At 58.3% G+C, this 23601-nt stretch carries 22 protein-coding genes and 2 pseudogenes; 9 read left to right on the forward strand and 15 right to left on the reverse strand.

Annotated elements, in window-relative coordinates:
• Positions 1-96: 96 nt before the first annotated feature.
• The 5 genes from ppx to ATI02_RS17070 form a co-directional block, all read right to left on the reverse strand.
• Positions 97-1599, reverse strand: a complete 1503-nt coding sequence (gene ppx / locus ATI02_RS17050; protein WP_095186876.1) for an exopolyphosphatase — start codon at positions 1597-1599, stop codon at positions 97-99.
• Between the two features lie 208 nt (positions 1600-1807).
• The gene (locus ATI02_RS17055; protein WP_100846870.1) at positions 1808-2545 is read right to left on the reverse strand and encodes an amino acid ABC transporter ATP-binding protein; all 738 of its coding nucleotides are present in this window, start codon (positions 2543-2545) and stop codon (positions 1808-1810) included.
• The gene (locus ATI02_RS17060; protein WP_095186878.1) at positions 2532-3182 is read right to left on the reverse strand and encodes an amino acid ABC transporter permease; all 651 of its coding nucleotides are present in this window, start codon (positions 3180-3182) and stop codon (positions 2532-2534) included. Before ATI02_RS17060 ends, ATI02_RS17055 begins: the two co-directional genes overlap by 14 nt.
• Positions 3179-3847 carry an amino acid ABC transporter permease gene (locus ATI02_RS17065; protein WP_100846871.1) on the reverse strand — a complete coding sequence of 223 codons (669 nt, stop codon included), beginning with the start codon at positions 3845-3847 and terminating at the stop codon, positions 3179-3181. The genes ATI02_RS17060 and ATI02_RS17065 overlap by 4 nt, the downstream gene beginning before the upstream one ends.
• 21 nt (positions 3848-3868) lie before the next feature.
• The gene (locus ATI02_RS17070; RefSeq protein WP_083353795.1) at positions 3869-4654 is read right to left on the reverse strand and encodes a transporter substrate-binding domain-containing protein; all 786 of its coding nucleotides are present in this window, start codon (positions 4652-4654) and stop codon (positions 3869-3871) included.
• A 256-nt stretch (positions 4655-4910) separates the two neighbouring features.
• Here ATI02_RS17070 and ATI02_RS17075 point away from each other — a divergent pair, with 256 nt between their 5' ends.
• The 7 genes from ATI02_RS17075 (at position 4911) to ATI02_RS17105 (ending at position 13143) form a co-directional block, all read left to right on the forward strand.
• Positions 4911-5618, forward strand: a complete 708-nt coding sequence (locus ATI02_RS17075; protein ID WP_100846872.1) for a FadR/GntR family transcriptional regulator — start codon at positions 4911-4913, stop codon at positions 5616-5618.
• 120 nt (positions 5619-5738) lie between these two features.
• Entirely contained in the window at positions 5739-6068 is a 330-nt protein-coding gene (trxA, locus tag ATI02_RS17080) for a thioredoxin TrxA (RefSeq protein ID WP_003206727.1), read from the forward strand.
• Positions 6069-6317: 249 nt separating this feature from the next.
• The gene (rho, locus tag ATI02_RS17085; protein WP_042561678.1) at positions 6318-7577 is read left to right on the forward strand and encodes a transcription termination factor Rho; all 1260 of its coding nucleotides are present in this window, start codon (positions 6318-6320) and stop codon (positions 7575-7577) included.
• Positions 7578-7775: 198 nt separating this feature from the next.
• On the forward strand, positions 7776-9773 hold the full coding sequence (locus tag ATI02_RS17090) for an acyltransferase family protein (RefSeq protein ID WP_100846873.1): 1998 nt from the start codon (positions 7776-7778) through the stop codon (positions 9771-9773).
• 69 nt (positions 9774-9842) lie between these two features.
• Positions 9843-11309 (forward strand): 4-hydroxy-3-polyprenylbenzoate decarboxylase, encoded by a 1467-nt coding sequence (gene ubiD, locus ATI02_RS17095; RefSeq protein ID WP_095186882.1) that lies wholly within the window; start codon positions 9843-9845, stop codon positions 11307-11309.
• A complete protein-coding gene (locus tag ATI02_RS17100) occupies positions 11309-12277 on the forward strand; it encodes a CDP-6-deoxy-delta-3,4-glucoseen reductase (protein WP_100846874.1) in 969 nt (322 codons plus the stop codon). The genes ubiD and ATI02_RS17100 overlap by 1 nt, the downstream gene beginning before the upstream one ends.
• A gap of 197 nt (positions 12278-12474) precedes the next feature.
• Complete coding sequence (locus ATI02_RS17105) at positions 12475-13143, forward strand: gamma-glutamylcyclotransferase (RefSeq protein WP_095186884.1); 669 nt, start codon at positions 12475-12477, stop codon at positions 13141-13143.
• Here ATI02_RS17105 and glpT read toward each other — a convergent pair.
• Complete coding sequence (gene glpT / locus ATI02_RS17110) at positions 13119-14468, reverse strand: glycerol-3-phosphate transporter (RefSeq protein ID WP_095186885.1); 1350 nt, start codon at positions 14466-14468, stop codon at positions 13119-13121. The two genes, ATI02_RS17105 and glpT, sit on opposite strands and share 25 nt — an antisense overlap.
• 227 nt (positions 14469-14695) lie before the next feature.
• On the opposite strand from glpT, the gene ATI02_RS17115 reads away from it, so the two are divergent.
• Complete coding sequence (locus ATI02_RS17115; protein ID WP_095186886.1) at positions 14696-15325, forward strand: flagellar basal body-associated protein FliL; 630 nt, start codon at positions 14696-14698, stop codon at positions 15323-15325.
• A gap of 176 nt (positions 15326-15501) precedes the next feature.
• Positions 15502-16113 carry an energy transducer TonB gene (locus ATI02_RS17120; protein ID WP_100846875.1) on the forward strand — a complete coding sequence of 204 codons (612 nt, stop codon included), beginning with the start codon at positions 15502-15504 and terminating at the stop codon, positions 16111-16113.
• A gap of 45 nt (positions 16114-16158) precedes the next feature.
• Here ATI02_RS17120 and ATI02_RS17125 read toward each other — a convergent pair whose 3' ends face one another.
• The 9 genes and pseudogenes from ATI02_RS17125 to ATI02_RS17165 form a co-directional block, all read right to left on the reverse strand.
• The gene (locus ATI02_RS17125; RefSeq protein ID WP_095186887.1) at positions 16159-16431 is read right to left on the reverse strand and encodes a bacteriocin immunity protein; all 273 of its coding nucleotides are present in this window, start codon (positions 16429-16431) and stop codon (positions 16159-16161) included.
• A complete protein-coding gene (locus ATI02_RS17130; protein WP_100846876.1) occupies positions 16428-16853 on the reverse strand; it encodes an HNH endonuclease signature motif containing protein in 426 nt (141 codons plus the stop codon). Before ATI02_RS17130 ends, ATI02_RS17125 begins: the two co-directional genes overlap by 4 nt.
• Before the next feature lie 42 nt (positions 16854-16895).
• A complete protein-coding gene (gene tnpC, locus ATI02_RS17135; protein ID WP_095188477.1) occupies positions 16896-18422 on the reverse strand; it encodes an IS66 family transposase in 1527 nt (508 codons plus the stop codon).
• 49 nt (positions 18423-18471) lie between these two features.
• Complete coding sequence (gene tnpB, locus ATI02_RS32725; RefSeq protein WP_157815118.1) at positions 18472-18807, reverse strand: IS66 family insertion sequence element accessory protein TnpB; 336 nt, start codon at positions 18805-18807, stop codon at positions 18472-18474.
• A complete protein-coding gene (tnpA, locus tag ATI02_RS32730; protein ID WP_095188479.1) occupies positions 18804-19121 on the reverse strand; it encodes an IS66-like element accessory protein TnpA in 318 nt (105 codons plus the stop codon). The genes tnpB and tnpA overlap by 4 nt, the downstream gene beginning before the upstream one ends.
• A gap of 112 nt (positions 19122-19233) precedes the next feature.
• Positions 19234-19566: pseudogene (locus tag ATI02_RS33325) on the reverse strand (S-type pyocin domain-containing protein); the annotation flags it as partial.
• Between the two features lie 84 nt (positions 19567-19650).
• Positions 19651-20813, reverse strand: a pseudogene (locus ATI02_RS17155) (IS3 family transposase).
• Positions 20814-20864: 51 nt separating this feature from the next.
• Positions 20865-22316, reverse strand: a complete 1452-nt coding sequence (locus ATI02_RS17160) for a hypothetical protein (RefSeq protein WP_100846878.1) — start codon at positions 22314-22316, stop codon at positions 20865-20867.
• 178 nt (positions 22317-22494) lie between these two features.
• On the reverse strand, positions 22495-23472 hold the full coding sequence (locus ATI02_RS17165) for an NADPH:quinone oxidoreductase family protein (protein ID WP_100846879.1): 978 nt from the start codon (positions 23470-23472) through the stop codon (positions 22495-22497).
• Positions 23473-23601 lie beyond the last annotated feature (129 nt).

Consider the following 23601-nt stretch of genomic DNA (forward strand, 5'->3'; position numbering starts at 1 on the left):
TTCAGCCCAATAATAAAGGCGATCCCACGGGATCGCCTTTTTTGTACCTGATACACCGACCTGTGCGGCAGCTCCTACAGGGCGATTTGCGGTGTATTAGTGGACGGTTAGAACGATGCCAACCCGCGTCAACCAATCCGCCTCAAGCCCGAAATCCGCCTGAGTCAGTTGGTTCTCATCCAGCCAGTTTTCCGGGAATTCCACATCCAGAGTGTTGCCCTTGGCGTGCAGCACCACCTGCGGCATCGCCTGGGTGCCACGGATGTGGTGGAACAGGATCGCAAAGCGCAGCAACACACACAGGCGGATCAGCTTGTCGCCGTCCTCGCCAAAATCGGCGAATTTGTCCTTGGGAATGTTGCGGCGGTGGCCACGTACCAGCAGGGCGAGCATTTGCTGGTCTTCGCGGGAGAAGCCGGCCAGATCCGAGTGCTCGATCAGGTAGGCGCCATGCTTGTGGTAGTGATAGTGGGCGATATCGAGACCGACTTCGTGCACTTTCGCTGCCCAGCCAAGGAGTTCGCGCCAGATGCCGTCATCCAGCTCCCAGTCCGCAGCGACTTGGTCAAAGGCATGCAGGGCTTTGCGTTCAACCCGCGCGGCCTGTTCCAGGTCGACGTGGTAACGCTCCATCAGCGAGGTCAGGGTACGTTCGCGCACATCTTCATGGTGATGGCGGCCGAGCAGGTCGTACAGCACACCTTCACGTAGCGCACCGTCGCAGTGGTCCATGCGTTGCAGTTCGAGGGCGTCGAAGATGGCTTCGAGAATCGCCAGACCCGCCGGGAAAATCGTCCGGCGGTCAGGTTTGATGCCGTCGAAATCGATCTTGTCGACGTCGCCGAGCTTGAACAGTCGACGCTTGAGCCAGGCCAGGCCTTCGGCGTTCACTTCACCGGTGCCGTGGCCGCCGGCCTTCAGCGCCAGACCGATGGCGCGGATGGTGCCCGAAGAGCCGATGGCCTCATCCCAGGTCAGGCGATGCAGGGCGTGTTCGATGCTCATGATTTCCAGCCGCGCCGCGGTGTACGCCTGGGCGTAACGGGCCGGGGTGATCTTGCCGTCCTTGAAGTAGCGCTGGGTGAAGCTGACGCAGCCCATTTGCAGGCTTTCGCGCAGCAACGGCTCGAAGCGCTGGCCGATGATGAACTCGGTACTGCCGCCGCCGATGTCGGCGACCAGGCGTTTGCCCGGGGTGTCGGCGAGGGTGTGCGACACGCCCAGATAAATCAGACGGGCCTCTTCGCGGCCGGAAATGACTTCCACCGGGTGGCCGAGGATTTCTTCGGCGCGATGGATGAACTCCAGACGATTGCGCGCTTCACGCAGGGCGTTGGTGCCGACGATGCGCACGGCGCCCAGCGGCATACCGTTGATCAGTTGGGCAAAACGTTTGAGGCAATCAAGGCCACGTTGCATCGATTCTTCGTTGAGCTGGCGCGCGTCGTCGATGCCGGCGGCCAGTTGTACCTTCTCGCCGAGGCGCTCGAGAATGCGGATTTCGCCGTTCTGGGCCTTGGCCACGACCATGTGAAAGCTGTTCGAGCCCAGGTCGATTGCGGCGATCAGGGACAGATTCTTGGCTTGGGATTGCGGCATGGTCAGGGGGTCTCGGTCGATAACCCCGACATCGTGCCACGATCAAACGCTGACGCCAACGCGCATGGTTCAAACGCTTGATTCAGCGCATAAAAGCTTGAGACCGTGGCGCGGCCATTCGCGAGCAAGCCCGCTCCCACAGGTGACCGCGTTCCAATGTGGGAGCGGGCTTGCTCGCGAAGAGTGCATCACAGGCAATGAGGATCCATCAGGCAGTCGCTTCGACGGAACCAATGAAGTTCGCCAATTCCGCCGTCTGCGGGTTGGCAAACAACACCCTCGGATCGCCCACCTCATGCACCTTGCCGTGATGCATGAATACCAACTTATCCCCAACCTCGCGGGCAAAACGCATTTCGTGGGTGACCATGATCAGCGTCATGCCTTCCTTCGCCAGTTGGCGCACCACGCTGAGCACTTCGTTGACCAACTCCGGATCGAGCGCCGAGGTGATCTCGTCGCACAGCAGCACCTTCGGCGACATTGCCAGGGCACGGGCAATCGCCACCCGTTGCTGCTGCCCACCGGACAGCCGATCCGGGAACGCATCAAACTTTTCCCCCAGGCCTACGCGCTCGAGCATCTTGCGCGCCAGCTCCGCCGCCTTGGCTTTCGGCACTTTCTGCACCACTTGCGGTGCGAGCATCACGTTTTCGCCGACCGTCAGGTGCGGGAACAGGTTGAACTGCTGGAACACCATGCCGACCTTCTGCCGCAGGCTACGCAAGTCGGCGCGGGCGGCATCAAGGTATTCGCCGTCGACTTCGATCACGCCGTCGTTGATCGACTCCAGACCATTGAGGGTACGCAGCAGGGTCGATTTGCCCGAACCACTGCGGCCGATGATTGCCACGACCTGGCCTTCCTCGACGCTGAGGTCGATGCCTTTGAGCACGTGGTGATCGCCGTAGTATTTATGCAGGGCGGAAATTCTAAGCAGAGGCATGCAGTCTCCTTTCCAGGTAGCGCGCACTGAGGGACAAGGGGTAGCAGAGCAGGAAATAGCCGAGGGCGACGAGGCCGTAGACCATGAACGGTTCAAACGTGGCGTTGGCGAGCATGCCGCCGGTCTTGGTCAGCTCGGTGAAGCCGATGATCGAGGTCACGGCGGTGCCTTTGACCACTTGCACCGAGAAGCCCACGGTCGGTGCCACGGCGATGCGCAGGGCCTGCGGCAGGATCACGTAGCGCAATTGCTCCAAAGGATTGAGCGCCAGGCTCGACGAAGCTTCCCACTGACCGTTGGGTATCGCCTCGACGCAGCCGCGCCAGATCTCCGCCAGATAAGCGCTGGTGAACAGCGTCAGGGCAATCGCCGCCGCCATCCACGGCGAGATTTCGATTCCGGCCAGCGCCACGCCGAAGAACACCAGAAACAACTGCATCAACAGCGGCGTGCCTTGGAACAGCTCGATCCAGGTGCGGGCGATGTTGCTCGACAGAGGGTTTTTCGAAATGCGCATGATCAGGATCAGCAGCCCGACGAGCCCGCCGCCGATAAATGCCACCAGCGATAGCGCCAGTGTCCATTGCAGGCCGATCAGCAGGTTGCGCAGGATGTCCCAGAACGTGAAGTCGCTCATTGGCTGCTCCTGGAAATGTAGCGGCGCCCGAACCAGTTGAGCAGTTGGCGAATCAGCAGCGCCATGCACAGGTAGATCAGCGTGGTCAGTGCGTAGGTTTCAAAGGCGCGGAAGTTGCGTGACTGAATGAAGTTGGCGGCGAAGCTCAACTCTTCGGTGGCAATTTGCGAACACACCGCCGAGCCGAGCATGACGATGATGATCTGGCTGCTCAGGGCCGGCCAGACCTTGCCCAGTGCCGGCAGCAACACCACGTGGCGGAACGCCTCGAAGCGACTCATCGCCAGCGCCGCAGCGGCCTCCAGTTGCCCTTTTGGAATCGCCTGAATGCCGGCGCGGATGATCTCGGTCGAATACGCGCCGAGATTGATCACCATCGCCAGCACCGCCGCCTGCCACTCGGAAATCTGCACGCCAAGCGACGGCAGGCCGAAGAAGATGAAGAACAGTTGCACCAGAAACGGTGTGTTGCGGATCAACTCGACGTAGACGCCGAAGATCGCCGAGAACGGACGGATGTTCCACGCCCGCACCAACGCCCCGACGATCCCCACGCCCACCCCGAGCACCGCGCCGATGGCCGTCAGCTCAAGGGTGAACAGCGCCCCGCGCAACAGCAGGTCGGTGTTCTGCACCACCGGCATGAAATCGAACTGATAAGCCATGAAGGTCTCCCGCGCAGTCGATCAGAGATCGGCCGGCAGCGGCTCTTTCAGCCAGGTCTGCGAGTTCTTTTCCAGTGCGCCGTCGGCCTTGGCGGTGGTCAGGATGTCGTTGACCTTGGCCAGCAGCGCCGCTTCGTTCTTGTTCACGCCGACGTAGACTGGCGAATCCTTGAGCTTCACTTTCAGCGCCGGCACACGCTTCGGGTTCTTCTCGCTGATCGCAACCATGACCACGTTGCCGCTGGCGATCAGGTCAACCTGGCCGGCGAGGTAGGCGGCGATGGTCGAGTTGTTGTCTTCGAAGCGCTTGATGGTCACGCCTTCGGGGGCGACTTTGCTCAGCTCAATGTCTTCGATGGCGCCACGGGTGACGCTGATGGTTTTGCCCTTGAGGTCATCGAGGCTGGTGATCGCCGCGTCAGGTGGGCCGAACACAGCCAGATAGAAAGGCGCGTAGGCGCGGGAGAAGTCTATGACCTTCTCGCGCTCGGGGTTTTTGCCGAGGCTGGAAATCACCAGGTCGACCTTGCCGGTGGTCAGGAACGGGATGCGGTTGGTGCTGTTGACCGGGGTCAGTTCGAGTTTGACCTTCAATTGATCAGCCAGCAGTTTCGCCGTGTCGATGTCCAGGCCACGGGGCTTCATATCCGGGCCGACCGAGCCGAACGGCGGGAAGTCCTGAGGCACGGCGACTTTCAGCGTGCCGCGTTTGACCACGTCGTCCAGACCGTCGGCGTGGGCGGGGGCCTGGCACAACAGCAGGCCGGCAAACAGGGAAGCGAGGAGGGCGCTGTAACGCTGGGTCATGGACAATCTCCGGATCGGCGGGAAGTGATTTCTGCGATCGGACAGAGCATGGGCCGTGCCAATACCCGGGTTTTGCCTCGGCAGGCCGCGGTTTCAGTGGTTTTGTTCGGTCTTACTGGTCTGAACAGTCAGGTTGTTTTTCGCACTGCGATGGCGCATCGCAAGGGAACATCGAACCCCGCTGGGGCACGACTTGCCGGACTCGGCGAATAGCTTTACAACTAGCCGCACATTGGCCTGACGCGTCTGGAAAAACATGAATTCGATTTCCCGCGCGGTACCCGAAGTGGCACTGCAAGCGATCCGCAAACTGATTACCGAACAGGGTTTCGGCGCGGGCGATGCCTTGCCGTCGCAACGGGATCTGGCGTTGCAGCTGGGCGTCAGCCGGGCTTCACTGCGTGAAGCGCTGTCGTCGCTGAGTGCGCTTGGGGTGGTCAGCATTCAGCCGGGCAAGGGCGTTTTCGTCCAGTCGCCAGTGGAATTGTCGCGAGGTGAGAACGCGCCAGGCTGGTCGTTCGCGGCGCAGGCGTCGCCACTGGATATCTTTCAGCTGCGCTATGCGCTGGAAGGCTTTGCGGCGGGGCTGGCGGCGGTCACGTTGAGCACGTTCGATCTGGATGCGCTGGAAGACAACGTCGCGGCGATGCGCGAGCAACTGAAGGCCGGCGACTTCGAGGCGGCGGCGAAGCTGGACTTCGACTTCCACCGGCGAATCCTGCTGGCCAGCGGCAATCAGGCGATGCTGAGCATCCTCACCGCCAGTGCCGAGATCTTTCTCGAGAGCCAGAAACTACCGTTCATCCGTGCCGAGCGGGCCATGGAAACCTGGCAGGAACACCGCAAGATCCTCCGTGCGCTGGCTCGCCGTGCCTCGGGTGCCGCGCAAAAAGCCATGCAGGAGCATGTGCGCAACGCCGCGCTGCGCACCGGGATTGCCTTCATCGCCCCCGCCACGGCGTGACTTGAGCTATACCCAGACTCATGGGGCACCATAGCAAGACTCAATCATCTGCGGCTTCCTGAACCGGAGCGGGGCGGATATGATGGGCCACGTTTTTTTGCTTACAACCTGGAGAATTCCATGAGCAGCGATCTTATCAAACACGTTAGCGACGCTAGCTTCGAAGCCGACGTACTCAAGGCCGAAGGCGCTGTACTGGTCGACTACTGGGCTGAATGGTGCGGCCCTTGCAAAATGATCGCTCCGGTTCTGGACGAGATTGCCGAGACCTACAAAGGCAAGCTGACCGTTGCCAAACTGAACATCGACGAGAACCAGGAAACCCCGGCCAAGCACGGCGTGCGTGGTATTCCGACGCTGATGCTGTTCAAGAACGGCAACGTTGAAGCGACCAAAGTCGGCGCGCTGTCGAAGTCGCAACTGGCTGCTTTCCTCGACGCCAACATCTAAGCGTCGCAGTAAAGTGCCTGAAAAAAAGCCCCGCAATTAGCGGGGCTTTTTGCGTATTCAGGGCTAGACGCTCCGAAACTCAGGTGGTACATTCGGCCCCGCACTGGTTTCTCCATTGCCCCCTGCTAGCCGTCGCCGACGCACTCCTTTTCGAATTAGTTCGCGATCCTGTCGCCTTCTCCGCGGCGCGGCCTCATTAAGCCAAAAGCTTAATTTCCCCCCCTCCATAAATGATTACGTCATTCCTATATGAATCTGACTGAACTCAAGCAAAAGCCGATTACCGAACTGCTCGAATTGGCCGAACAGATGGGCATAGAAAATATGGCCCGTTCGCGCAAGCAGGACGTGATTTTCTCCCTGCTCAAAAAGCACGCCAAAAGCGGCGAGGAAATCTCCGGTGATGGCGTGCTGGAGATTCTCCAGGACGGCTTCGGCTTCCTGCGCTCCGCTGACGCTTCCTACCTGGCCGGCCCGGACGATATCTACGTCTCGCCAAGCCAGATCCGCCGTTTCAACTTGCGCACCGGTGACACCATCGTTGGCAAGATCCGCCCTCCAAAGGAAGGCGAGCGGTATTTCGCCCTGCTCAAGGTCGACACGATCAACTTCGATCGTCCTGAGAACGCGAAAAACAAGATTCTCTTCGAGAACCTGACCCCGCTGTTCCCGACTGTGCGCATGAAGATGGAAGCCGGTAACGGTTCCACCGAAGACTTGACCGGTCGTGTGATCGACCTGTGCGCCCCGATCGGCAAAGGCCAGCGTGGTCTGATCGTTGCTCCGCCGAAAGCCGGTAAAACGATCATGCTGCAAAACATCGCAGCGAACATCGCCCGTAACAACCCTGAAGTTCACCTGATCGTATTGCTGATCGACGAACGTCCGGAAGAAGTGACCGAAATGCAGCGCACCGTGCGCGGCGAAGTGGTTGCCTCGACCTTCGACGAGCCGCCGACCCGTCACGTCCAGGTGGCCGAAATGGTGATCGAGAAGGCCAAGCGCCTGGTCGAACACAAGAAAGACGTGGTGATCCTGCTCGACTCCATCACCCGTCTGGCCCGTGCCTACAACACCGTGATCCCGAGCTCCGGCAAGGTGCTGACCGGTGGTGTTGACGCCCACGCCCTGGAGAAACCAAAGCGTTTCTTCGGTGCTGCGCGCAACATCGAAGAGGGCGGCTCGCTGACCATTATCGCCACCGCGCTGGTTGAAACCGGCTCGAAAATGGACGAAGTGATCTACGAAGAGTTCAAGGGTACCGGCAACATGGAGCTGCCTCTGGATCGCAAGATCGCCGAGAAGCGTGTGTTCCCGGCCATCAACATCAACCGTTCCGGCACCCGCCGCGAAGAGTTGCTGACTGCCGACGACGAACTGCAGCGTATGTGGATTCTGCGCAAGCTGCTGCACCCGATGGACGAAGTTGCCGCCATCGAGTTCCTGATCGACAAGCTGAAAACGACCAAGACCAACGACGAGTTCTTCCTGTCGATGAAACGCAAGTAACATCGCCAGTTGAGCTCAGAGAAATGGCGTCCCGTCAGGGGCGCCATTTTTTTTGCCGGTTTTTCGTGCGAAGAATGGGAGATTCGCGATCTGGTAAGGTCTGTGAGTTGGCAAAACAACAGGCAGCGTTCGTGACTCTCGCATCAAACGTGGCGACGCTGTACAAAAAACAACCTAATGATTTGGCACTAACGATTTATGAGCACACTTGCTTATCGAAGGGATATCGACGGCTTGCGAGCAGTCGCGGTCATTGCCGTGGTGCTGTTCCACTTCGGTGTCCCGGGGTTCACCGGCGGTTTTGTCGGCGTGGACGTGTTCTTCGTGATCTCCGGCTACCTCATCACTTCGATCATCTGGAACCAGCGTCAGGCCGGCCGTTTCAGTTTCGTCGAGTTCTGGGCGCGGCGTGCACGGCGAATTCTGCCGGCGCTGTTTGTGATGATCATCGCGGTGCTGGCGGTGGGCTGGTTCCTGCTGGCACCGAAGGATTACGAAGAGCTCGGCCGCTCGGTGCGCTACCAGGTGCTGTTCGTCTCGAACATCCTGTTCATGCGCCAGGACGGCTATTTCGACGTCGCCTCCGATCTCAAGCCGATGCTGCACACTTGGTCGCTGGCGGTAGAAGAACAGTTCTACATCATCTTCCCGTTGCTGCTGACATTGTTGTCGAGCCGCCTGAAACACTGGCGGATGGCGCTGTTCGGCGTCTTGCTGGTGTCTTTCGGTCTGAGCGTGTGGGCAGTCAGTCACCACCCGGAAAAAGCATTCTTCCTGCTGCCAATGCGTGCCTGGGAGTTACTGGCCGGCGCGATGTTGGCGGTCGCGCCCAAGCAGGCCTGGCGCTTGAAGCCGATGGCCGCGCAACTGCTCAGCCTGCTCGGCATGGGAATGATCCTGCTCGCGGTGTTCGGCTACAACAAATCCACGCCATTCCCCGGTGCGGCGGCGCTGCTGCCGGTGCTCGGTGTGGTGTTGCTGATTTTCGCCAACGGCCATCGCGAGACCGTTGTTGGTCAATTTTTGAGCAGTCGGCTCATGGTCGGTTTCGGCCTGATCTCTTATTCGTGGTACCTGTGGCACTGGCCAGTGTTCGTGTTTTCCAGCTACGCCCGCGTCGAAGAGCCGAGTGCGCTCGACAGTGCCGGGCTGATTCTGCTGACGCTGGTGCTGGGTTATCTGTCGTGGAAATTCGTCGAAACGCCGTTGCGCGAGCGTCGTCTGCTCGCCGGTCGTCGGCCGATTTTGCTGGCCGGGGCCTTGGGTGTGCTGGTGCTGGCGCTGGCCGGACAAACCCTGCGCTGGACCGATGGCTTGCCGTGGCGCTTGTCCGATCAGGCACTGCAATACGCCAAGGGCCGCGAGTGGCGTCCCGAGCTGATGGCATGTCTGGCCGATGACAAGACACCGGACGACAAACTGTTCTGCCATTACGGCGTGGAAAAAATGCCCCGCCAGGCAATGGTCTGGGGTGACAGCCACGCTACAGCATTGATCCCGGTGTTCGATGACGGTGCCAAAGCCCACGGCGTCAGCGTGATCCTCGCCAGTTCTCCCGGTTGCATACCGGTCGAAGGTCTGGAACATGATGCGCGCTGTGCACGCTTCAATCGGCGGGTCGAGGCGGGTCTTGGCGAGCAATCGGTCAGCGATGTGGTGCTGGTCGCGCGCTGGAGTTTGTACCTGTATGGCGACGTCAAAGGTGATCTGGGCCATGTATTGAGAACGCCAGACGGGCAATACGACCGTGCTGCCGCCGAACAGCGTCTTGCCGAGGGCTTGCGCGCCCGTGTTGCGCAACTGCGTGCCGGCGGGCATCGCGTGTGGTTGGTGAAAGAGGTGCCGCTGCAAACCTTTAGTCCGCCGTATCGCCTGACGCGTCTGGCGATGCTTGACCGTCCGGTCGACGATGTCGGATTGGCGGTCGCCGAACACCACAAGCGTCAGGTCTTCATTAGCCAGTTGTTCGCGCAATTGGCCAAAGACCCGGCGGTGCGGGTAGTCGATCCGGCGCCGAAACTCTGTGATGAAAACGGTTTTTGCCGCGCTGAACTGGGCGGCTACTCGCTCTACACGGACGACAATCACCTCTCGGAAGTCGGTGCGCGTTTTGTGGCGCCGATCCTCGAACCCCTGTTTATTGGTCTGCAAGACCGGCAAAACTCTGGGAAAGGCCAGACGAATGCAGCCAAGTAAGCCGCGACGTGCTGCCACAGGGCTGCATAGCAGGTAGGATGTACGCCTATTTTGAGGGTGCCATCGTCAATGAAATTCAAGGATCTTCGGGATTTCGTGCAGCAGCTTGAGCAGCGCGGAGAGTTGAAACGCATCCAGATTCCCGTCTCGCCGGTGCTGGAGATGACCGAGGTGTGCGACCGCACGCTGCGGGCCAAGGGCCCCGCGCTGCTGTTCGAGAAGCCGACCGGCTACGACATCCCGGTGCTCGGTAACCTGTTCGGCACCCCTGAGCGGGTGGCGATGGGCATGGGCGCCGAGTCGGTCAGCGAACTGCGCGAAATCGGCAAGCTGCTGGCCTTCCTCAAGGAACCGGAGCCGCCGAAGGGCTTGAAAGACGCGTGGTCGAAGCTGCCGATCTTCCGCAAGATCATCTCGATGGCGCCGAAAGTCGTCAAAGACGCGGTGTGCCAGGAAGTGGTCATCGAAGGCGACGACGTCGACCTGGCCATGCTGCCCGTGCAGACCTGCTGGCCCGGCGACGTCGGCCCGCTGATCACCTGGGGCCTGACCGTCACCAAAGGCCCGAACAAGGACCGCCAGAACCTCGGTATCTACCGCCAGCAAGTGATCGGCCGCAACAAGGTGATCATGCGCTGGCTCAGCCACCGTGGCGGCGCGCTCGACTTCCGTGAGTGGTGCGAGAAGCACCCGGGTCAGCCGTTCCCTGTCTCTGTAGCCCTCGGCGCCGACCCGGCGACCATCCTCGGCGCCGTAACGCCAGTCCCGGACAGCCTCTCCGAATACGCTTTCGCCGGTCTCTTGCGCGGTAACCGCACCGAACTGGTGAAGTGCCGCGGCAACGACCTGCAAGTGCCGGCCACCGCCGAGATCATCCTCGAAGGCGTAATCCATCCGGGCGAAATGGCCGATGAAGGCCCCTACGGCGACCACACCGGTTACTACAACGAAGTCGACAGCTTCCCGGTGTTCACCGTCGAGCGCATCACCCATCGGATCAAACCGATCTACCACAGCACCTACACCGGCCGTCCGCCGGATGAGCCGGCGATCCTCGGCGTGGCGCTGAACGAAGTGTTCGTGCCGATTCTGCAGAAGCAGTTCCCGGAGATCACCGACTTCTACCTGCCGCCGGAAGGCTGCTCGTATCGCATGGCCATCGTGACCATGAAAAAGTCGTATCCGGGGCACGCCAAGCGCGTGATGCTGGGTGTCTGGTCGTTTTTGCGACAGTTCATGTACACCAAGTTCGTTATCGTCTGTGACGACGATATCAACGCCCGCGACTGGAACGACGTGATCTGGGCCATCACCACGCGCATGGACCCCAAGCGCGACACGGTGATGATCGATAACACGCCGATCGACTACCTCGACTTCGCCTCGCCGGTCTCCGGCCTGGGGTCGAAAATGGGCCTGGATGCCACCCACAAGTGGCCGGGCGAAACCACTCGCGAGTGGGGCCGCGTGATCGTCAAGGACGACGCCGTCACCCAGCGGATCGATGCCATCTGGAATCAGTTAGGAATAGATTGATGCGTGTAACCCTGCAGCCCTCCGGAGCGGTGCTCGAGATACAGCCCGGTGAGCGGATTCTCGATGGTGCGCGGCGCCTGGGCTACGACTGCCCGCAAAGCTGCCGCAATGGCAATTGCCACGTGTGTGCGGCGCTACTGGTCGAAGGCCGGGTCGAACAGGCCGGCAAGGTGCACGACCACGGCGAGTTCTACACTTGCATAGCCGAGCCGCTGGAAGACTGCATCCTGCTGTGGGATGGCGTGCTCGCGTTGGGAGAACTGCCGGTGCGCAGCCTGTCGTGCCAGGTCATCGAATGCCGGGACGTCGGCGGCGACACCTGGCGTGTGCGTTTGCGTGCTCCGGCTGGCAAGCCGCCGCGCTATCACGCCGGGCAGTATTTGATGATCGAGCGCGAGAGCGGCGAGAAATCGGCGTTCTCCATGGCCTCGGCCCCGCACGGTGGGCGCGACCTGGAAATCCATGTTTTGGCGCGCGAAGCCAGTGCGTTGAGCCTGATCGAACAGCTGCAACGCAACGCGCTGGTGCGCGTCGAACTGCCGTTCGGCGACACCCACCTTGCTGAACTGCCTGACGGACCGCTGGTGCTGATCGCCGCCGGCACCGGTATGGGCCAGATTCACAGCCTGATCGAGCATTGCCGCGCCAACGGCTTCAAACACCCGGTGCATCTGTATTGGGGGGTGCGCCGTCCCGAAGATTTCTATGACATCGAACACTGGGACGAATGGTTGAAACTGCCCAATCTGTTCCTTCACAAAGTCGTCAGCGACCAATGCGGCTGGGAAGGGCGTTGCGGGATGCTGCACGAGGCGGTCTGCGAGGACTTCCCTGATCTCAAGCCCCTGCATGTCTACGCCAGCGGTTCACCGGCCATGGTCTACGGCACGCTGGACGCGCTGGTGGAATCGGGGATGGATGCTCATCAAATGCGGGCGGATGTATTCGCTTACGCCCCCCGTTCCTGAATTCGTTATAACTCTCTATATAGCCGATCGATATTTATGTAACGGCATAAATATCGGTAGATTATATATCCATCAGGCAATTTATTAAGAACTGTGCCATGGCACTTAAATTGCCTTAAAACATATGTGCCTTATTGTTACAGCGGTGCGTTCTATTAAGTAATTCTTCACCCGCGGGGAGCTGAACGCTATTCGCCATGAGCGCCATTGAAAACGCTTTTCTGAATCTGAATTACCCTCCGCGGCTCGATCTTGGGCCGCAGCTGACGCACGAACAACTTCTCGCCTCGATGCAATCGACCATGGCGCGCCACAAGGGCGGGCCGGTGTGGCTGTTTGCCTACGGTTCGTTGATCTGGCGCCCGGAATGCTCGGCGGTGGAGCGAGTACGTGGACGCGTGCATGGCTACCATCGCGGTTTGTACCTGTGGTCGCACGAGCACCGGGGTACGCCGGAATTGCCGGGGCTGGTGTTTGGTCTGGATCGTGGCGGTTCGTGCAGCGGCTTCGCCTACCGGTTACCGGAAGACAATCTCGATAGCGCGCTGTATGCCCTGTGGAAACGCGAGATGCCGGTGCCGTCGTATCGGCCGCACTGGCTCAATTGCCGGCTCGAAGACGGCACGCAGGTACAGGCATTGGGATTTGTTCTGGAGCGACACCTGCCCAGCTATGCCGGCAACCTGCCGGATCATGTGCTGAGCCAGGTGTTCGAAAGCGCCTGCGGGCGTTACGGCACCACTCGCGATTATGTCGAGCAGACCGCCCACGCCCTGCGTAGCCACGCCATGCCGGATCGAAATCTGGAGGCGCGGCTCAAGCGCTGCCAATCAAAAGCCGATCAGGCGATGGCTTCGCGGCTCTGACTGATGGCTTTCTTGTGCCACAAGGTGGGAGCCAGGCAAACCATTGCCATGATGCAGCCGCCCACCAGCAGCACGAAACCACCGTCCCAACCGAAATGGTCCACGGTGTAGCCCATCGCTGCACTGGCTGCGACCGAACCACCCAGATAACCAAACAGACCGGTGAAGCCTGCCGCAGTGCCGGCGGCTTTCTTCGGAGCCAGTTCCAGCGCCTGCAAGCCGGTCAGCATGACCGGCCCATAGATCAGAAAGCCGATGGAAAACAGCGCGATCATGTCGATGGTCGGGTTGCCAGGCGGGTTGAGCCAGTAGACCAGCGTCGCCACGGTGACAAGCGCCATGAACACCATGCCGGTCAGGCCACGGTTGCCACGGAAGAGCTTGTCCGACATCCAGCCGCACAGCAGCGTGCCTGGAATACCGGCCCACTCGTAGAAGAAGTACGCCCACGACGTGGTGTCCACGGTGAAGTGTTTAGCTTCTTTCAGATACGTCGGAGCCCAGTCCAGTACGCCATAACGCAGCAGGTAGACGAAGACGTTCGCCATGGCGACGTACCAGAGCATTTTGTTGCGCAGCACGTACTTGACGAAAATCTCCTTGGCGCTGAATTCGTCTTCGTGGCTGGCATCGTAGCCTTCCGGGTAATCATTCTTGTATTGCTCGATCGGTGGCAGACCAACCGACTGCGGGGTGTCGCGCATGGTGATGAAAGCAAACGCCGCCACACCCAAAGCCACTGCCGCGGGCACGTAGAAGGCCGCGTGCCAATCGTTGAACAGCCCCATACCGAGCAGGAACAACGGGCCGATCAGGCCGCCGCCAACGTTATGCGCCACGTTCCACACCGACACCACGCCGCCACGTTCCTTCTGCGACCACCAGTGCACCATGGTCCGGCCGCTTGGCGGCCAGCCCATGCCCTGAGCCCAGCCGTTGATGAACAGCAAGATGAACATCATCGTCACGCTGGACGTCGCCCACGGCGCGAAGCCGAAAACGAACATCACGCCCGCTGAAATCAGCAAGCCGAACGGCAAGAAGTAACGCGGGTTGGATCGATCAGACACCAGGCCCATCAAGAACTTCGACAAACCATAAGCGATCGCGATTGCCGACATTGCCAGGCCCAACTGACCGCGGGTATATCCCTCGTCGATCAGGTACGGCATGGCCAGGGAGAAGTTTTTGCGCAGCAGGTAGTAACCCGCGTAGCCAAAGAAGATACCGGCGAAGATCTGCCAACGCAGGCGCCGATAAGTGCTGTCTATTTTTTCTTCAGGCAATGGAGCCTGATGTGTGGCAGGACGAAAGAAAGCAAACATTCAAGAGCTCCAAATTTCTTGTTTTGACTGCGGATGCGAATGTTACAGTTTCGTTACCGAAAATAGCACCGGTTCTCATCGGCCAAATAGCGGAAAATGTTGGAATTCGCGTGTTCTTTTACGAACCTGTCGCTCAGCTGTAAGAACAGGGCGTTTTCAACACTTATGAACAGGGGGTGACTTAGACTCGCGGCCACTAGTCCAGACTGATTGCGCAGAGTTGAATGATGACCCTGAAAGTTCGCAGGTTGGTGCCCAGATTGGTGGTGGCGATCGTATTGACCGTTTCAGTGATGGCGCTGAGTGTTGCGCAGAGCAATACCGGGCAGGGATTGCGCAATGTCACCGTGCTGATCATTCGCCACGCGGAAAAGCCTGATGTCGGTAGAGAGCTCAACGCCCGCGGAGAGCAGCGTGCCGTGGCCTACGCCGATTATTTCGACCCGTTGAAGCTGGCGGGCCAGACACTCACTCCCCAGCGCCTGATTGCCGCTGGCGACAGCCCTGAGAGTGTTCGTTCGCGGTTGACCCTGACCCCGCTGGCCGAGCGTCTGCGCTTGCCCATCGAGCAGCCCTACGACAATGGCGACTTCCAGCAAGTCGTCAAAACACTGCGCAGGAGCAATCAGGCGCAAACGGTGCTGATCGCCTGGCACCACAGTCACATCAACAAGCTGATCACGGCGTTCGGTGGCGATGGCCCAGCGCTCACCGGCCAGCAGAAGTGGCCGGATAACGTCTATGACTGGCTCATCGTGCTGCGTTTCGATGGCAAGGGGCGACTGATCCAGTCGCACAGTCAGAAGGTTCAGGAGCACCTGCTGCCGGGTGATGTGGCCGACACCAGCGGTGGCTAAGAGTCCGTCAGAAAAGTTACCTCTGGACATTCGCCCAGTGCTTTTGACTGGTTTCCGTCTCGGTTTGGGAAATGTCCTGCATCCAAAGGCGAAGCGGCGCCATTCAGTTCAAAGCCATTGTTCCGTAACCTTTGTGCTGTTGCCGGGAAGGGCGAATCACTAAGGAAGGGGGGATCATGCGCTGGTTTTTTGCTTGGCTTTTGTTGGTGTTCGTAGGTTCTACGCTGGCCTCCGAGAAGTTTTTGATCCCGGAAAACAATCCCAAACCTGTCTATCCTCGAATGCTGCAACGGGCGGGCATCACGGGGGAGGTGAAGGTCAGTTTTATCGCCAGGGCGGATGGCTCGGTCAGCGACATCAGAATTCGGGAAAGCACTCACCCTGACTTGGCCGAAGCGGTTCGAGTCGCGATAGCGCAGTGGCGGTTCAAACCTTGGGTGGTTGAAGGGGATAAACCTGAAGAGCAGGAAATCGTCGCGCCAATGATTTTTCGCCTCGAAGACCACCCGCTTCATATCAACCAATGGCTGAAAACAGTTAAATGCCGGGCCGTTAACGAAAACCTTCGAAATATGAGTGAGTTCGATTGGGTCGACTCAAGCGTATTTGCGTATACGCGGGCCTATCTTTCAAATTCACTCACCAGGCATCAATTATCGGATGAACAGCGTTTGGCGATGATTGCGAAGATGAACAGAAAAGTCCCGGCAATTGTCAGGAACTGCCGGGACAATCCGACACGTAAATATATGAGTTTTTTGCCCTTGGAGATTCGGGAGTTGCTTTGATCTGAAACTAAACAGCGCCACAGTTTGTGACGCTGTTTCATTGTATTACTCTGGTTTAAAGCCAGGTTTACCGTTTGCTTTGCGCCATTCTTTAATTTCTTCGAGCGCCCCTTCTGGACTATCTTCGCGCCCTATTGGACGAGTTAAAACAAGCCGTTTCCTTGGATGTTCTGTTACTTTCTCAAAATGCCGCATCCGCTTAGAGGAGTATTCGCTATAGGCTTCGCCCGAAAGACCACTGTCATTCTCGAAAAAACCTTTTAAAAAAGTTAAGAATTCTGCCTCTGTGTAATCCTCTAACCTGTCTTTTAGATTCATTGTTGAGTGCCTTTTTTATGCAGTTCTATATGGGCCTTTGGCGTTAGGATACTCAGGTTTTCCAGATCGTATACATCTCCGCCATCAGCGATTCGTTGCTTGTGGTGTATTTCAATTTTCTCTCTGCCGCCAACGGTGTCCAAAGGCTCCGCATAAGGTGCTGCGCCATTGGCCATCTGCTCTAAATCGACCTTACCAAACTGCCGCCGTAGCGATCCATCCACAGCTACCGCTTTCCAGAAACTTTCCCTGAATCTATCAAAGTTTCTGAAATCCTGACCACGCAACTGATCCGCAATCTGTGCAGGAACCGGCGAGCCACTTGGTTGTGTCGCGCTACCCAACCAATTTTCGCCAACCACCTGCCCTGTGCCTGCCACCGTACCCGGTTCATAACGCGGGCCGCCGCGAGTGGCCATCATGTAGATGGATTGTAAGCGTATGGGGAATACGCCTTGCGTAGATCAGCCAGGCATCCATTGATGCGGCAGTAGATGCTCGATCTCACTGGCTTTCTGCGTCGGCAATCGCGTCAGTACATCCTTGAGATACGCGTACGGATCATGCCCGTTCATGCGTGCCGACTGGATCAAACTCATGATCGCTGCCGCTCGTTTGCCACTGCGCAGAGACCCTGCGAACAACCAATTGGAGCGCCCAAGCGCCCATGGCCTGATCGTGTTCTCCACCGGGTTGTTGTCGATGGGCACGGCACCATCATCCAGGTAGCGCGTCAGCGCTACCCAGCGTTTCAAGCTGTAATCCAGAGCCTTGGTCGTGGCCGAGCCCTCGGGCACGAGGTCGCGCTGAGCCAGCATCCACTCATGTAATTTCTGTGCAATGGGCACCGCTATTTCTTGGCGTAATCGCCATCGTTCTTCATCACTTATGTCTTTGGCCTGCCGTTCAACTTCGTACAGCCCGCCGATTGAGTGCAGCGCTTGCTCGGCCAACTGGCTTTTGTTCGTCACATGCAGGTCGAAGAACTTACGGCGGGCATGCGCCATGCAGCCGATTTCGGTGATGCCCAGCTCGAAGCTGGCCTTGTAACCCGCGAAGTCATCACAGACCAGCTTGCCGTTCCACGTGCCAAGGAAGTTCCGTGCATGTTCGCCAGCACGGCTGGGGCTGAAGTCGTAGACAACGGCCTTCAGTGCCGAGAACGGCGTGGTGCAATAAGCCCAGACATAAGCTCGGTGCGTTTTCTTCTCGCCGGGCGCCAGCATCTGCACCGGCGTTTCATCGGCATGCACGACTCGCTGAGCCAGCACCGCTTCGCGCAGTGCATCCACCAGCGGTTGTAGCTGTACGCCAGTTTGGCCCACCCACTGAGCCAGCGTTGAACGCGGGATCGCCAGGCCTGCACGGCCAAAGATCTTTTCTTGCCGGTACAGCGGCAGATGATCAGCGAATTTGGCCACCATCACATGCGCCAGCAGGCCTGCGGTCGGGATGCCCTTGTCGATCACCTGGGCCGGCACCGGTGCTTGGATCAGTGTTTCGCACTGGCGGCAGGCCCACTTTCCACGTACATGCTGCTCAACGGTAAACACGCCCGGCGTGTAATCCAGCTTCTCGCTGACGTCTTCGCCGATGCGCTGAAGCTGACACCCGCAGACACACTGGGTGTTCTCTGGCTCGTGACGAATGACGGTACGTGGGAACTGCGGCGGCAGCGGCGCGCGCTTGGGTTTTTGGCGGGTTTCGTCCGACGTTGGGGCGGGACGAAGCGCGTTCAGTTCTGCCTCGATAGCCTCAAGGTCAGTGGTGAGCAGGTCATCGAGCAAGTTGCCTTGCGCCAGGCTGATCTGTTCGCTGCGCTTGGCGAACTTGTGCCGCTTGAGGATGGCAATCTCGTGAGAGAGCTGCTCGATGATCGTCTCGTCACGATGGATTTTTCGGCCCATGGTGTCGACCTTCGACAGCAACTGCGCAGCGAGTGCGCGCAGTTGTTCGGGTGTCATTTGGTCGAGATTGGGAGAGGAAGTCATGCCGTGGATTTTACCAAAGCGATCCACCTGCCACAGCTGAAAAGCAAGGCTAAATCATTGTGATTGCGCCGTTAGCGCCAACTCGCTGCCATGGCAAACCGAGCACCAGCGCTTGAAGTTGTTCAGCGTCGAGCCCGACTTCCAAACCGCGATGAGTGCCAGGCCAGTGAAACTTGCCTTGGTTCAAACGCCGTGCGGCAAGCCAGATGCCCACGCCATCGTGCACCAGCACCTTCATCCGGTTGGCCCGGCGGTTGGCGAACAGATAAGCGCAGTGCGGCTTCGCCGCACCGAACACGGCGACCACGCGGGCCAACGCAGTTTCGGTGCCGGCGCGCATGTCCATGGGCTCAGTGGCGAGCCAGATGGCGTCGATGCGTATCATTGCGAGAGGCTGCGGATAAAACGTGCGCAGCCGTCCGGGTCGGTGATGGGCCATTTGACCGTGATGGCTTTGTCGCCCAGCGGCAGTGCGATCACCACCGCTTCATCAGCGTGCCGTTTAGGCATTGGTTGCAGCGGTACAAACGCGGGAAGTGGCGCGACAGGTTTATCACGGTAAATCGGCAGCCACTTGCGAATCACGTTGGCATTGATGCCGTGGCTGATGGCGACGCTGGAAACTGAGGCACCGGGTTTCAGGCATTCCTGCACAACCTGGGCCTTGAAGGGTTTGGGATAGGAGCTTCGTTGGCGCATGGAAATCCTGGCGATAAGGGTGATCGCGTCCGCTTAAAAATAGGCGGACACCATCGCCCTTAATTCCGGATTTCTGAAGGTGTGTTCGCTGGCCGCTTACGATGGATTCGATCCCCGACTCTATCGGAAACTCCAGGATGTAATCATCAGGATTGTCAAAGTCGCAGGAGGGGTGTTCGTCTACTCGCCCCTCGATTAGTGTGACTCTCGCTCCGGGATAAATTCGGATACCGGGGTCGGTAGCCGGCAGGTCGGTGCTGTTCAATAATTCACCACCTGGCGGTGAATCAGGAGTCCAGGTCAGCGTAATCGGGATCAAGCCTTCGGTAGTGAACGTGTAAAGTTTTGTTTGGGGGTCAAAACGGGCTTGCCTGACCCTCACGCCAAAGCTGTTTTTGGGCGACTCAAGATAAAGTCGTGTGTGTCCTTCTCGGGCGGATGCCACTACGCGGTGCCGCAGCCAGTAGAGGAGAACAGGTGTTCGAGATGGGGAGTATTTACGCTCTGGGTAAAACTGAGACTGTAGTGGTCAACTAATCCCGGACACGACGTTAAGTTTTTTCTCGGCCTGAGCTGGGGCCAGTCCGTTGTTGAATTGGTGCGGTCTAATCCAGTTGTACCGATGCATCAGGTAATGACTGATGTCGCGGTGCGCTTCTTGAGCTGTCATGTAGCCCACGGTCGGTATCCATTCAGTTTTCAAGCTGCGAAACACACGCTCCATCGGCGCGTTATCCCAGCAGTTTCCACGACGGCTCATGCTTTGGCGCATGCGGTAACGCCAGAGCCGTTGGCGAAACTGGCGACTGCCATATTGCGAGCCCTGATCCGAGTGAAACAGAAGCCCTTGAGGCCTGCCACGCTGTTCGTAAGCCATGTCCAACGCCTTGATGACCAGATCCGCATCCGGCTTGTTCGACAGCGCCCAGCCCACCACTCGGCGCGCGTAAAGATCCATAACGACAGCCAGGTAATGCCATTTCCCTTGAGCCCAGATGTAGGTGATGTCGCCACACCAGACCTGATTCGGCGCCGGCACATCAAACTCTCGATTCAATATGTTCGGAATGTCAGGCCGCTCAACCGTCGCTTGTTTGTAGGCATGTGATCCAGGTTGTTTACTGACCAACTCCAGTTCCCGCATCAGGCCTCGCACCTTGAACCGCCCAATTTGCTCGCCGTCTTCCTGCATCATCGACACGATGCTGCGGCTACCGGCGGCGCTTCGACTTTGCGTAAACAGTTCGTTAACCAGGCTGCGCAACCGAAGCCGCTCAACGTCTGGAGTTCGGCGCCTGAGACGATGGGCGTAGTAACACGAACGAGTGACGTCAAAGACTGCGCAAAGCCAATCAACCGGCTCTTGGGGGCTCAGTTGATCAATCAGCGCGTGCGCTCGTGCTCTTCCGACATCAAGAGCGCGGTAGCCTTTTTTAAAATGGATTTCTCCCGCTCAAGTCGAGCGATTCGAGCTTCCAATTCCTGGATTTTCTGTTGCTCTGGCGTCAGCGCTTTACTCTGCGGAGTAACGCCAGTGCGCTCCTGCTGAAGCTGATTAACTCAGCGGCGCAACGCGGACTCAACCACACCAAGCGAGCGGCTGGCTTCGATATGGCTATAGCCTTGATCGAGCACGAGGCCTGCGGCCTCGCGTTTGAATTCAGCGGAAAAAGAACGACGTTGTTTGGTCATCAGACACCTCTATCTGGCGAGCATTCTCGCCTAAATGGGTGTCCGGTTTCATTAGACCACTACAGACAGCGGTATCGTGACTACCACGGGATTGCGCTGTAGCTCGCCGTTTCCAAGTGTCGGAGTGTAGAAAATTGAAGCTAGAAAGACGCCGATTGGCCCACTGGTGAGGGTTGTGCGAAGGTCATTCAGGGAACCGAGTGCTTTAGCGAGTGAGAAAGGTGAGTCTTCATACCCGGAAATCAAGCCGTCTGCGGTGACGACAAGTGGTCGAACGGCAGTAATTGTGCCGTCAATCAAGGGTATTTGTACTTTATCAATTTTGTATTTCTGGCGAGTTAACGCCTTGATTTCGTCTTGAGCATTATTCAATACGCTCCAACGCTTTTCGCTTCCCGCAGTTTTGTAGCCGCCACCGACCTCTCTTTCCGCTTTGGACACTGCGAGGTATCCGGCATAGAGCGCTTGATAGTGGTCTTTTATCCAACGCAGTTTCTCATCGATACCCTCTGGTTGGTTCTGAGAGAATTGACGCAGCTTCGAATCAAACTCGGTGGCAACGATCGAAGCTACGATCTGTTTTCTTCTCCGCTTGGCTTGTTGTGCTGCTTTACGTTGCCTGGCTTCCTTTTGTCTCGCTTCCCACAGTGCGTCTTCTCTAGCATCCCGTTCAGCTTGCGCGATCTGTGCTGCGACCTTGGCCGCATGCTCGGCTTCGGCCTTTGCTTGCGCAATCTGCGCCGCGACTTTCGCCACATGCTCAGCTTCAGCCTTTGCTCTCGCAGCCTGAGCTTCCTGCTGAGCTGCAATCTGTGCTTGTCGCTGAGCCTCTTGCTGCGCCGCAACACGCGCCCGCTCCTGAGCTTGCAGACTCACGAGATTGGCATCGAGGCTGTTGGATCTGTGGTTCAAAATCTGGATAGCAGTCGTGAGCAGTCGAGCCTTATAAGCCGCTTGGACAGAGTTTGCGTATGTTTTTAATTGGTGGGCTGCCGATTTCTCAAATTGAGCTGGATCTTTTGCAAAGCGGCGTGTTGTAACGTTTATAAGTTCCTGGTGGTTTAACGTCAGCGGCTCACCCCCTGAAAAATTAGTGGCTTGTTGCTGGACTGCTAGCAGTTGTGCATATCTATTCTGGATGAAATGGGTGACGATGGCTTTGTCTCGATTTAACGTTTGAATCGTTTTTGCGATGCCTTCGTTTGAGTGCCCAGCAACTATCAGCTCTGATTTAATGTCCGTTTCGATAGTTTGTAATGTGTTTTTATATTTAGCGTCGAGGTGGTCGCGGACTTTGTCGTATTGAGTCGGTAATGCATTTATCATCATGCGTTTGAAAGTGTTCGCCATGGCGAGGTCCGCATTATCAATGGGGCGGAAAGTGCCTGTTTCTCGATATCCTCCTCCATTGCCAAACTCGGAATAAGTTTGTTTTTCATGCGGGTTCACTTCAGTGAGGGCTATTGGAAGAGGCTGGCCGGGGCGCCAGCTTTGATTGCTCATACAGTTACTCCTTGTGTCTGTATGTGCTCAAGCTAACGTAGTTTTCTTTTGGTATTGCGGTAGATAGTTACCGCCACAACTTGGAAAGTTGTGACTGAAGGGAAGCAGTAAATGTAGGAATAAAAAACGCCAGAATCGATTCTCAGCGATTCTGGCGTATTGAACGTCGTCAAAAAACTCAGCGCACCTGCACCACAACCTTCCCGACAGCCTTGCGCTGCCCAAGATCATTGATCGCCTGCGCTGCATTGTTCAGCGGATAGACCTGCGACACCAGCGGTTTCAACTTGCCCTCGGCAAACCAGCCGAACAACTGCTGGAAGTTCGCTGCATTGTCTTGCGGCTGGCGCTGGGCGAAGGAACCCCAGAACACGCCGAGCACTGCCGCGCCTTTGAGCAGGGCGAGGTTGACCGGCAGTTCCGGAATACGCCCGCTGGCGAAGCCGACGACCAGCAAGCGGCCGTTCCAGGCGATGGCACGGATGGCTTGATCAAAGAGGTCGCCGCCAACCGGATCGTAGATCACGTCGGCGCCCTGGCCATCGGTGAGTCGTTTGATTTCGTCCTTGAGGCTGGACTCGCTGTAGTTGATCAGCTCATCGGCGCCGGCCGCCTTGGCCACGGCGAGTTTTTCCGCGCTGCTGGCAGCGGCGATGACCCGCGCGCCCATGGCTTTGCCGATTTCCACCGCTGCCAGACCGACACCGCCGGAGGCACCGAGCACCAGCAGGGTTTCACCCGGTTGCAGGTTGCCGCGTTGCTTGAGCGCGTGCATCGAGGTGCCGTAGGTCATGCTGAACGCGGCGGCAGTGTTGAAGTCCATCGATGGCGGAATCGGCAGGACGTTATAGCCCGGCACTGCGACTTGTTCGGCGAAGCTGCCCCAGCCGGTCAGGGCCATGACCCGGTCGCCGATTTTCAGATGGCTGACTTTCTCGCCCACGGCGCTGACCACACCAGACGCTTCTCCCCCCGGAGAGAACGGGAAGGGCGGCTTGAACTGGTATTTGCCCTCGATGATCAGCGTGTCCGGGAAGTTGACCCCGGCGGCGTGCACGTCCAGCAGGATTTCGTTCTTCTTCGCAACAGGACTGGCGACGTCTTCCAGCACCAGCGATTCGGCAGGGCCGAAGGCTTTGCACAGCACGGCTTTCATCAGGGCTATTCCTTTGGGAGTGATGGCCGATAAGTGTAGGTGTGTCAGTCAACGGGTCAACGAGCATGCCCGACCCTGATAGTCAGCCATAAGCTTGTGCTTGCGCGGCGGGTCGCTATGCTAGGCCGC

Origin of the sequence: Pseudomonas baetica (assembly GCF_002813455.1) — a bacterium.
Classification (GTDB): Bacteria; Pseudomonadota; Gammaproteobacteria; order Pseudomonadales; family Pseudomonadaceae; genus Aquipseudomonas; species Aquipseudomonas baetica.